Origin of the sequence: Synechococcus sp. R6-7, from assembly GCF_047461695.1 — a bacterium.
Classification (GTDB): Bacteria; Cyanobacteriota; Cyanobacteriia; order Thermostichales; family Thermostichaceae; genus Thermostichus.
The window spans coordinates 1-9888 of record NZ_JANSHS010000059.1; the positions used below are offsets into that span (position 1 = coordinate 1).

Sequence of the window (9888 nt, forward strand, 5' to 3'; positions counted from 1 at the left end):
AGTGCTGTCGCAGAACCAGGAACCAGAATCTCCTGCCTAAAGGCAGGGGAGTATGTCAAGAAAAAGAAGGTCTACAAGCAGCGTTTGAATATATCCGGGTGCACCTGCTGCCTCTATTTGTAAGACAGGTGAACAACCGCGCCAAAGCCCTGCGTGGCAAACGCCACTAGCCAGTTTCTGAGCGAAGCAAGAGCGCGGCAGGATGGCTGGGCAGGTCGCCTCTTGAGGGGGAAGCAGAGTTAATGGGAAGAAGGGGGATCCACCCAGCGCCCATCGGCTTTGATCAGATCGATCAGCGCCTGCACGCCTTCCGATTCCGGCACCCTTTTCACTTCTTCTTTGCCGCGGTAGAGGGAGATCACCCCTGGCGTTTTACCCACATAGCCGTAGTCGGCGTCGGCCATCTCTCCCGGCCCATTGACAATGCAGCCCATCACGGCAATGTCCAACCCCACCAGATGCTGAGTTGCAGCACGCACCTTCTGCAGCACTTCCTCCAAATTGAACAGGGTGCGGCCACAAGAAGGGCAGGCCACATACTCCACCATGGTTTTGCGCAGGTTCAGAGCTTGCAAAATGCCGTAGGCCACCGGGATCTCCTTCTCTGGCGCTTCCGTGAGAGAAACCCGAATCGTGTCGCCGATCCCTTCAGCCAAGAGGGTTCCGATCCCCACCGCCGACTTGATGCGCCCATATTCTCCATCGCCCGCCTCGGTGACACCTAAGTGGAAGGGGTAATTCAGGCCCAGGGCATCGAAGCGACGGGCTGCCAGCCGGTAGGCCGCCAACATGACCTGCGGGCGGGAGGCCTTGAAGGAAAGCACCACATTGTGAAAGTCTTGCTCGGCGCAGATTTGGGCAAATTCCAGGGCCGACTCCACCATGCCCTCAGGCGTATCCCCGTAGGTGAAGAGCATCCGCTCTGCCAGGGATCCATGATTGACCCCGATGCGCAGGGCTTTGTTCTGGGCTTTGAGGGTCTGGACAAGGGGGGTGAAGGTTTCCCGGATTTTGTTACGAATGGCCTCAAATTCGGCTTGGGTATATTCTGTGCGACCGGGCTGAGGTTTTTCAAAGACGAACAACCCTGGATTGATGCGCACCTTGTCCACGTATTTGGCTACTTCCAGGGCGATCTTGATGCCGTTGTGATGGACATCGGCTACCAAAGGCACCGGCTTGTAGGTTTGGATCAGCTTCTCCCGAATCGCCTCCATCGCCTTGGCATGGGCCATGCTGGGAACGGTAACCCGCACAATCTCTGAGCCTGCCTCGTGCAGACGGCGGATCCCGGCCACTGCTGCGTCGATGTCGAGGGTGTCCTCGTTGATCATGGACTGTACCACCACCGGGTGCTGGCTGCCGATCAACACATCGGCTACGGCCACCGTGCGGGTGGGGCGACGGGGATAGACCGGTTCTGGGTAGGGCTGCTGGGTGGGGGCGTTGGGCCGATCCAGGGTTTGCATAGCTTGGTCAAGCCAAAAGAGCTGCTCTAGCTTGATTGTAGGTCGGAAACTAACCTGGGGTTCGATTCAGCTCAGGGTAAAGGCTGAGGGGTTCAACCCCGAGGATTTCGACGGGATCCCCAACCCTCAGGTGCTTGCCCGCCTCCGTTCTCGGGATCCACGTATTGATCCCAAGGCGATAGAAATGGTCAAAGCGGCTGGCTTCGGCCCAGGGTGGCAAGGTTTTCTGCCGTTGCGCTACGAAGTGCTTTTGAAAACCGGGATAGGCCTCTCCGCTCAGGGGATCCCGAGTGGGCACCACACAGCGGGCGCAGGGGTTGAGGCCCAGCAGCTCCACTTCCCCAATGCGAAAGCGCACCCCTTGATCTGCCTGGGCAAAGAGCCGATCCTCCCAAAAGGCAGAGCAATCCGACAGCTCGATATTCATGCGAAAGCGCTGCCGAACCGCTTCCAGGGTCAAGTTGGGGAACCAACCGGCCACCGTCTCCAGAGTGGCTGTGCTGATCAGGGTGGGGCCGTCGGCATAGGGATCATCCGGAAACCCCCTGAGAGGCTCCTCCAGCAGTTGCACCGGAAAACCGAACCAATCGCTGAGCCAAGTCTGCAAAGCATCCCGCTGCTGCTGCAGGTCAAACTGAGCCGCCTTGCCCTCCCCCCACAACTGCACCCGGCCCAACTGGGGATCAAACCGGGCCCGCAGGCGGTGGACCGCAGCATGGCGCTTGCCGTTCACCCGCTTTCCCTCCGCATCCACCAGGGCGTAGCGGCGATCCCCTTCCAAAGTTCCCCCCGCCGTCAGCCTCACCTCAGACAAAGAGATCCCATCCAGGGACTTGATGGGATAGACCGTTAACCTGGCAACCTGGGGCATGGCCTGTCTGCCGGGATCCCTGGGGGTGGGATCCGCCTTAGCTGCTTAACTGTCGGCTTCGGTGGGATGGTCGGTCATAGGGTAGCTGCGGATAAAGTCTCTGGGGGTTACATTTTCTACAAACTTGCGAAAGGCCTCCCGCTCCGCCTCGTCGGCATCTTGGTTCATGGGGATCGAGGCTTCCGCAATGACCTCTTCCACCGTCCAGATAGGAACATGGGCCCGCAGAGCGAGGGCAATGGCGTCGCTGGGGCGGCAGTCGATCTCTTGTTTTTTGTCACCATTCACGGTGACGAGCACCGCGTAGAAGGTGTTATCCAGCAACGCGTGAATGATGACTCGCTCCAGCTTGATCCCCCACGTCTTCCAGGAATTGAGGATGAGATCATGGGTCATGGGGCGCAGTGGCTTTTGGTCGTCCAGGGCCTGCAAAATGGCGTTGGCCTCTGCTTTTCCCACCCAAATGGGCAGGGCACGACGCTCACTGCCATCGCGCAGGATGACAATGGGGTTTTGGTTGACGGCATCGACCGCAATCCCAGCCACATGCATCTCGATCATGAGCAATTGCCTCCAGCCGGTGATCTTGATCGTATCTACGGGCGTCAAAGTTTGGCAACACACCATGAGCTCAGTTGGTAGTCCAGTTGAAGTGGCTTTGATCGGGGGCACTAGCGAGAGCCGCAGCTTGGCCGACGCCCTCAGCCGGCAGGGGATCCCTTGGGTGGCAACCGTCACCACTGAAGGGGCCAGAAGGCTGTATCAGGATTTGCCCGGTCAGGTGGTGGTCACCCGATTTTCGCCGCCATCTCTGGAACAATTCCTGCAAGAGTGCCGGATCCGCGTAGTGGTGGATGCCTCTCATCCTTTTGCCCTGCAGATCTCGCAACTGGCCATCCGGGTGACGGCCCAACTGGGGATCCCCTACCTGCGCTACGAACGCCCTCCTGTAGAGCTGGATCCCTGGGTACAGGTGGCACCGGACTGGCAGGGGGTGCTCACAGAGGCGGTGCTGGCGGGGCGGCGGGTGCTGCTGACGGTGGGAGTGAAGGCCCTGCCCCTGTTTGTACCTTGGCAAGATCGCTGCCAACTGTGGGCACGGGTGCTGCCGGAATCGGTTCCCCAAGCGGTGCAAGCCGGGATCCCTGCCGAGCGGGTGATCGGGATGCGCTTACCCCTCAGCTTGGAGCAGGAACTACAGCTTTGGCAACAGCTCAGCCCTCAGGTGGTGATCAGCAAAGCCTCTGGGGAAGCAGGCGGGCTGGGGATCAAGCAGGCGGTGGCCAAAACCCTGGGGATCCCTCTGTGGGTGATCCGGCGACCCCCGTTGGACTATCCCTGGTGCAGTCAGGATTTGACAGCAGTGGTGCAGGCCTGTAGGCGATGCTTGGAAGGAGCGGGACCTTGAGGTTGCCCAGCTCCAGTCCAACGGGTCAAAACGGCTCTTCGGGGGGCAGGTTGGAGTCGCGGTCTTGACGGGATCCCAGCAGTTCTAGGCGATCTACAGCGATGATGGGCCTCTGGCGCTCTTCTCCGGTGGATTTGTCTTTCCAGCGATCGAACTTGAGGCTGCCCGTTACCCCGATGAGGCTGCCTTTGCGCACATACTCTCCGGCCACCTCGGCAGTGCGGCCCCACAACTCTAGGCTGAACCAATCGGGCTTGTCTTCTCCTTTGCGGAATCGGTTGACCGCCAAGCTAAAAGTACAGACCACCTTGCCTGACTCAAAGTAGCGCACCTCCGGATCCATGCCGGCTCGCCCCACCAAGGTCACCAGGTTCAAGCTCATGGGTAGTTTCTCCAGACCGCCAGTAGATCTAGCCTTCGTTGTAGCGCTCGCAAGGGATCCCTGTCATCTTTTGGCCTGCGACCGTCGGCTTCGGCTCAGAGCCGATTCTTTAGGATATCTACAGATTCAACTGCGGGGATCCCGATTGATCTCTGGGAAAAGCCTCTGCTGTGATGGACTTGATGCTCGGGATCCGGATCCGCACTCTGTCGCAAAAGTTTACAATGGCAGAAGCAGTTGAGCAAATGCCAGCCCACCAGACACTCCCACCGGCCAATTGCAGGGCTAGCAGAGCAGGTTCGTTGCTGTGAGAGGACGCATTCAGAAGCATTTCCCATGGAATTCATCTACACGTACGCCTGGTTGATCCCCGTCTATCCTTTGGTGGCAGCCTTTCTCCTCGGCTTAGGTATCCTGATGTTCAACGCCTGGACAAGGGCCAACCGCTCTTTGGCTGCCTTTTTGAGCGTGTTCGCGACCGGGACGGCGATGGTTCATGCCTTTGCCCTTTTGGTCAGCCAGGTGCAAGGGCACGAAACCGTCCTCAGAACCATCACCTGGGCCCAGGCGGGATCCTTCTCGGTGGATATGGGCTTTGTCGTGGATCACCTGAGCGCCATGATGCTGGTGGTGGTGACCACGGTGGCCTTTCTGGTGCAGATCTACTCCCATGGCTACATGGCCCACGATCCCGGCTATGTGCGTTTCTACGCCTACCTGAGCTTATTTAGCTCCTCGATGCTGGGCTTGGTGGTCAGCCCCAACCTGGTGCAGATCTATATCTTCTGGGAGCTGGTGGGGATGTGCTCCTACCTGCTCATCGGCTTTTGGCACGACCGGCAGGCGGCGGCAGAAGCAGCGCAAAAGGCGTTTGTGGTCAACCGGGTGGGAGATTTCGGCCTGCTGTTGGGCATTTTGGGCTTTTACTGGATTTCCGGCACCTTCGCGTTCAACGAGATCGGGCGCAACTTGCAGGAGATGTTGGCTGCCGGAGCGGTGAGCAGCAGCTTAATTGCCCTGTTTGCGGTGTTGGTGTTCTTGGGGCCGGTGGCCAAGTCCGCTCAGTTCCCCCTGCATGTGTGGTTGCCGGATGCTATGGAAGGTCCCACGCCCATTTCCGCTCTCATCCACGCAGCCACGATGGTGGCGGCTGGGGTATTCCTCTTGGCCCGCATGTTCCCGGTGCTGGAAGGGATCCCGGTGGCTATGGACATCATTGCCTGGACGGGGGCGGGCACAGCCTTCTTGGGGGCCACCATTGCCATCACCCAAAACGACATCAAAAAAGGCTTGGCCTACTCCACCATTTCCCAGCTGGGCTACATGGTCATGGCCATGGGGTGCGGCGCCTATGGGGCGGGCCTGTTTCACCTGATGACCCACGCCTACTTTAAGGCGATGCTCTTTTTGTGCTCTGGCTCAGTTATCCACGGCATGGAAGCGGTGGTCGGCCATGACCCGGTTTTGGCCCAAGACATGCGCCTGATGGGGGGGTTGCGCAAATACATGCCGGTTACGGCCATCACGTTTTTGATCGGCACGTTGGCCATTTGTGGGATCCCGCCCTTCGCCGGCTTTTGGTCTAAAGACGAGATCTTGGGCGCTGTTTTCGAACGGAACCCAGCTCTGTGGGGGGTGGGCTTCCTCACCGCCGGGATCACCGCCCTCTACATGTTCCGCATCTACTTCCTCACCTTCGAAGGGGAGTTTCGCGGCACCAACCTGAGACTGCGGCAGGAGGTGGCCATCAGCCAGGGCCGTCCTGTGCCAGCTTTTGCCTACGTTTTTGCGGGGAAACAGCCGGCCTTTGGCCCTGGAGCCATGAACATTCAAGAAAAACCCCAGCCCAGCAGCCATCCTGAAGCCCACGAAAACCTGCACGACGGAGATGCCCATGCCTCAGAGCCCCATGAGTCCCCTTGGTCGATGACCTTCCCGCTGTTGGCTCTGGCCGTCCCTTCTGTGCTGATTGGCCTGGTGGGCACCCCTTTTGCCAACTTCTTTGAAGCTTTCATCCACCCGCCGGCTGAGTCTGTGGCAGAGGCAGGCTCGATTTTGCCGCTGGTGGCAGCAGAGTGGCAGGAGGTGCTGGCGGGCCATTTCGATTGGGCAGAGTTTCTAATCATGGCGGGTAGTTCCGTGGGCATTGGGCTGATCGGCATCACTTTGGCCAGCTTGATCTACTGGCAAAAGCGCATCGACCCGGGCACCTTCCCCCAAAGCCTGCAACCGCTCTACTACTTCTCCCTCAACAAGTGGTACATCGACGATCTCTATGAGCGAGTCTTTGTGCAGGGCACCCGCTTCGTGGCACGGGAGGCGCTGGAGGTGGACAGCCGCATCGTGGATGGTGTGGTCAACCTGACGGGCTTGGTGACCATGGTGAGCGGCGAGGCGATGAAATACCTGGAGAGCGGCAAGGCCCAGTTTTACGCTTTGATTATCTTTGCAGCGGTGGTGGTGATGGTGGTGGCATCAGGGGTAGGGTTCTAGCTCGAAGGCGAGGATGGATCCGGCCCGCTTGGCCAAGGGATCCCTCAGCCTAGAACTGCTGCTATGCTACGGAGCAAGTTGAGCGGATCCCTTGTTGCAATGGCCCCGCGTTCTCTTAAGTCGATTTCGCATCCCTTGTTGGCGGAAAGGCAAGGTCAGAGGGAGCGTGTCTTGGCCCTGAAAAATCAGATCGAAGCGATCCTCTACTTAAAAGGGCAGCCCCTGGAGCTATCGGCCCTGGCCCAGTTGGCCCATTGCAGTCGCGACGAAGCCTACGATGCGCTGCTGGAATTAATGGAAGACTATGCCCATCGCGATTCTGCCTTGGAGGTCTTACAGGTGGAGGAGGGGTTTGCCCTGCAGTTGCGGGAGCCGTTTTTGGAGCTGGCCAACCAGCTTTTACCCCCTGAAATTGGGGTGGGTGCTACCCGTACCCTGGCTACAATCATTCTGCGTGGCCCGCTCTCGCAAGCCGATTTGGTGGAGTTGCGCGGTCAAGGTGCTTATCAGCACGTGGCAGAGCTGGTAGAAAAAGGCTTCGTTACCCGCTATCGCAAAGAAGGCTGCCGTTCCCCTTGGTTGCGCGTGACGGATAAATTTCATCGCTACTTCACGGTAGATGAGCTGGCCAAAAAAGCAACAGAGGCGGCTTCTTTCCCCGAAGAATAAACTTTGAAGAATAAACTTTCCCCAACTGCAAAATGAGGGATCCCTAACTCCTCTCTCCCAAAGGGAAAGTGTCTCAATCTGGCTTGAAATAAAAAAGGATCCCCTGGTCGGGGATCCAAATCGAGGGGAGCGCAGCTTCGGCAGAGAAGGGATCAGCCGAAAGTAGGTTCGATTGCTGAGACTTCTACTTGTTGGGCTGAGGGGTGACCCGCAAATAGGGCTTAATTTCCTTGTAGCCTTTTGGGAACTTCTCTTTCAGCACTTCCGGATCTTTCAGCGAAGGCGGAATGATGACATCGTCACCGTCTTTCCAGTCGGCGGGAGTGACAACGTTATACTTATCCGTCAACTGCAGGGCATCGATCACCCGTAGGAGCTCGTCGAAGTTGCGGCCTGTGCTGGCCGGGTAGGTAAGAATGAGGCGTATCTTCTTGTTGGGATCGATGATGAACACCGAGCGCACCGTCAGGGGCAGCCCTTCTTGATTGAGGTTGGTTTGATCCAACATGCCGTAGAGCTGAGAGACCTTGCGGTCTGCATCTGCCAAAATGGGATAGGTCAAAGTGGCGTTCTGGGTTTCCTCGATGTCTTTCACCCAGCCCACGTGGGACTCCACATCGTCCACACTGAGGGCGATCACCTTCACACCCCGCTTTTCAAATTCGGGCATCAGCTTCGCAACAGTGCCTAGCTCCGTGGTGCAGACCGGCGTGTAGTCGGCGGGGTGAGAGAACAACACCACCCAGCTATCCCCGGCCCAAGAGTAGAAATCGATTTCGCCGTGGGTAGACTTTTGCGTGAAATTGGGAGCAGTATCGCCAAGTCGGAGAGACATACGCTCTTGATCCTCCGTAAAAGGGTTCAGTCCGGTGAGACAGGGATCCGAATCCTTCGACCCGATCCCTCTTGATCTTGCCACATAAACCCCGATTTTCCGAGCGGATTACAGGTGATTTTAAGATTGTCCTCACCTAAGCCGCTACTGAGGGAAGACGACATGGGGATCCACCAGCTCGGCTACGAATTGGTGCAGGATGGTGACATAGCGCTCTCTGGCCACCTGCAGCAAGTTGTTGTGATCGGCTCCCTCGATGGGCACCAAGCGTTTGGGATCCCGTGCTGCTTGGTAAAGGGCTTCAGCATGCCAGAAGGGGATTAGACGATCCTGGGTACCGTGCAAAATTAGCAGCGGGCAATTGATCTTGGCCATGCGGCTGAGGTTGTCGAAGCGATCGAAAGGTAGCAGCGGGATGCGCGTCAAGACGCGGAAGGCAGTCACGAAAGTAGATTCCAGGATCAGGCCGCCCACTGGTTTTTGCGCTGCCAGGTAAACCGAGGGCCCGCCCCCTACTGATCTTCCATAGACCAAGATCCGCTCCGGCGGGATCCCTTGGGCAACTAGGTAAGTGTAAGCGGCCTCGATATCTTTGTAAGCGCCGGCCTCGGAAGGGATCCCTTCGCTGGTGCCGTAACCGCGGTAGTCGTAGGCCAAGACGGCAAACCCAGCCTGCTGCAGGCCCACCAGGCGGGGCAGGATATCCCCCAAGTCTTCGGCGTTGCCATGGCTGTAGAGGAGGGTGTAGGCAGCGGCGGGATTGGGCAAATGTACCGCTGAAATCTGTAGCCCATCAGAGGTCGTGAGCTTGAGAATGGCATCCCCATCTCGATAGCTGGCGGGCTGGGGCAGAAAGATCAGCCGCTCCGATTGAAACCAGCCCAGCCAGAGCAGGTAGCCGTACACCACCAGCCCGACCAGCAGCAAGGATCGCCCCACGCGCAGCCATGGGAAGGATCCCCAAACTAGTTGTAGGAGATCTCGGTGGGGCATTGACAGGAAGGCATCGACAAGTAAGTTAAGCTCAATTTGCGGCACTTGCCCAAGGTTCTGCGCTGCTTACAGGCAACCCCTTTCCCATAAGGGAAGAGGGGATCAGGAAAACTGCATCCTTCAGGGCTCCGCTTGAGAGAAAAAGCATTTCCAGGCACAAACCCCAATCCAGTTGACAAGGGTGTGGGCGACAATGGTGACCAACAGGTTTCCCGACAGCCACAAGCCAATCCCCATGAGGATACCAACCCCGCTGGCCCAGACGGCATAGGGCCAGCCCTGCCATCCCAGCCAATGCAAGGCGCCAAACAAGAGGCCGCTCAGCAGGATCCCGCCTGTCCACCCTAAGGGGCTGGCCACCAGAGCTGACAGCAGCACACCGCGAAACAGCCATTCCTCGCTCCAGCCCGGCAGCAGGCCCACCCAAAGGATATCTCCCCACTGCAAGGGATCCGCCACCCAGTGTAAGTAGGCAGTGGCTGCCCGACGATAGGCTGGCCAGAGCCGGTAAACCCCGCCGCTGAGCAGAGCCACCCCCAGTCCCAGCCCTGCCCCCCACGCCAAGGCTAGGGGATCCCAGCGAAACGGCACGGGAAAGGAGGATCCCAGCCAGATCCAGAGACCCACAATGAGAGCCGAAAACAGGGTGGTGATGCCCATTCCATTCAAGATCTGTTCGCGTGTGCAGGGCTGAATCTGGGAAGTCATGGAGGGGATCCCTAGGCTTCGAACTCCGGAGGGTTAACAGCAGCTGCTGTTTTTATCATC

Annotated in this window: 10 protein-coding genes; 3 read left to right on the forward strand and 7 right to left on the reverse strand. The window is 58.4% G+C overall.

Annotation, left to right across the window (positions count from 1 at the left end; translation table 11 throughout):
- Positions 1 to 239 precede the first annotated feature (239 nt).
- The 3 genes from ispG to NW815_RS02255 are packed head-to-tail and all read right to left on the reverse strand — an operon-like array spanning position 240 to position 2901.
- Positions 240 to 1469 (reverse strand): (E)-4-hydroxy-3-methylbut-2-enyl-diphosphate synthase, encoded by a 1230-nt coding sequence (gene ispG, locus NW815_RS02245; RefSeq protein ID WP_414343922.1) that lies wholly within the window; start codon positions 1467 to 1469, stop codon positions 240 to 242.
- A gap of 49 nt (positions 1470 to 1518) precedes the next feature.
- Entirely contained in the window at positions 1519 to 2340 is an 822-nt protein-coding gene (locus NW815_RS02250) for an MOSC domain-containing protein (protein ID WP_414388582.1), read from the reverse strand.
- 45 nt (positions 2341 to 2385) lie between these two features.
- Positions 2386 to 2901 carry a bifunctional nuclease family protein gene (locus NW815_RS02255; protein WP_011431791.1) on the reverse strand — a complete coding sequence of 172 codons (516 nt, stop codon included), beginning with the start codon at positions 2899 to 2901 and terminating at the stop codon, positions 2386 to 2388.
- A 64-nt stretch (positions 2902 to 2965) separates the two neighbouring features.
- Here NW815_RS02255 and NW815_RS02260 point away from each other — a divergent pair, with 64 nt between their 5' ends.
- On the forward strand, positions 2966 to 3748 hold the full coding sequence (locus NW815_RS02260; RefSeq protein ID WP_414415670.1) for a cobalt-precorrin-6A reductase: 783 nt from the start codon (positions 2966 to 2968) through the stop codon (positions 3746 to 3748).
- 25 nt (positions 3749 to 3773) lie between these two features.
- On the opposite strand, the gene NW815_RS02265 is transcribed toward NW815_RS02260, so the two are convergent.
- Entirely contained in the window at positions 3774 to 4130 is a 357-nt protein-coding gene (locus NW815_RS02265) for a single-stranded DNA-binding protein (RefSeq protein ID WP_414350270.1), read from the reverse strand.
- Between the two features lie 336 nt (positions 4131 to 4466).
- Between NW815_RS02265 and NW815_RS02270 the strand changes: the two genes are divergently transcribed.
- Together NW815_RS02270 and scpB are read left to right on the forward strand one after the other, a co-directional pair.
- Positions 4467 to 6623, forward strand: a complete 2157-nt coding sequence (locus NW815_RS02270; RefSeq protein WP_414388579.1) for an NAD(P)H-quinone oxidoreductase subunit 5 — start codon at positions 4467 to 4469, stop codon at positions 6621 to 6623.
- A gap of 171 nt (positions 6624 to 6794) precedes the next feature.
- Positions 6795 to 7292, forward strand: coding sequence for an SMC-Scp complex subunit ScpB (gene scpB / locus NW815_RS02275; protein WP_414388578.1), 498 nt, complete (start codon positions 6795 to 6797; stop codon positions 7290 to 7292).
- 184 nt (positions 7293 to 7476) lie between these two features.
- On the opposite strand, the gene NW815_RS02280 is transcribed toward scpB, so the two are convergent.
- From NW815_RS02280 to NW815_RS02290, 3 genes are all read right to left on the reverse strand, one after another.
- The gene (locus NW815_RS02280) at positions 7477 to 8127 is read right to left on the reverse strand and encodes a peroxiredoxin (RefSeq protein WP_414388577.1); all 651 of its coding nucleotides are present in this window, start codon (positions 8125 to 8127) and stop codon (positions 7477 to 7479) included.
- 144 nt (positions 8128 to 8271) lie between these two features.
- On the reverse strand, positions 8272 to 9054 hold the full coding sequence (locus NW815_RS02285) for an alpha/beta hydrolase (RefSeq protein ID WP_414415671.1): 783 nt from the start codon (positions 9052 to 9054) through the stop codon (positions 8272 to 8274).
- Positions 9055 to 9240: 186 nt separating this feature from the next.
- Complete coding sequence (locus NW815_RS02290; RefSeq protein ID WP_414328684.1) at positions 9241 to 9828, reverse strand: lysostaphin resistance A-like protein; 588 nt, start codon at positions 9826 to 9828, stop codon at positions 9241 to 9243.
- Positions 9829 to 9888: the final 60 nt, after the last annotated feature.

Coding starts and splice junctions, on each gene's coding strand:
- NW815_RS02250 (WP_414388582.1), bottom strand. CDS start 2,340: ATGCCCCAGGTTGCCAGGTTAACGGTCTATCCCATCAAGTCCCTGGAT.
- NW815_RS02265 (WP_414350270.1), bottom strand. CDS start 4,130: ATGAGCTTGAACCTGGTGACCTTGGTGGGGCGAGCCGGCATGGATCCG.
- NW815_RS02255 (WP_011431791.1), bottom strand. CDS start 2,901: ATGATCGAGATGCATGTGGCTGGGATTGCGGTCGATGCCGTCAACCAA.
- ispG (WP_414343922.1), bottom strand. CDS start 1,469: ATGCAAACCCTGGATCGGCCCAACGCCCCCACCCAGCAGCCCTACCCA.
- NW815_RS02260 (WP_414415670.1), top strand. CDS start 2,966: ATGAGCTCAGTTGGTAGTCCAGTTGAAGTGGCTTTGATCGGGGGCACT.
- NW815_RS02270 (WP_414388579.1), top strand. CDS start 4,467: ATGGAATTCATCTACACGTACGCCTGGTTGATCCCCGTCTATCCTTTG.
- NW815_RS02290 (WP_414328684.1), bottom strand. CDS start 9,828: ATGACTTCCCAGATTCAGCCCTGCACACGCGAACAGATCTTGAATGGA.
- NW815_RS02280 (WP_414388577.1), bottom strand. CDS start 8,127: ATGTCTCTCCGACTTGGCGATACTGCTCCCAATTTCACGCAAAAGTCT.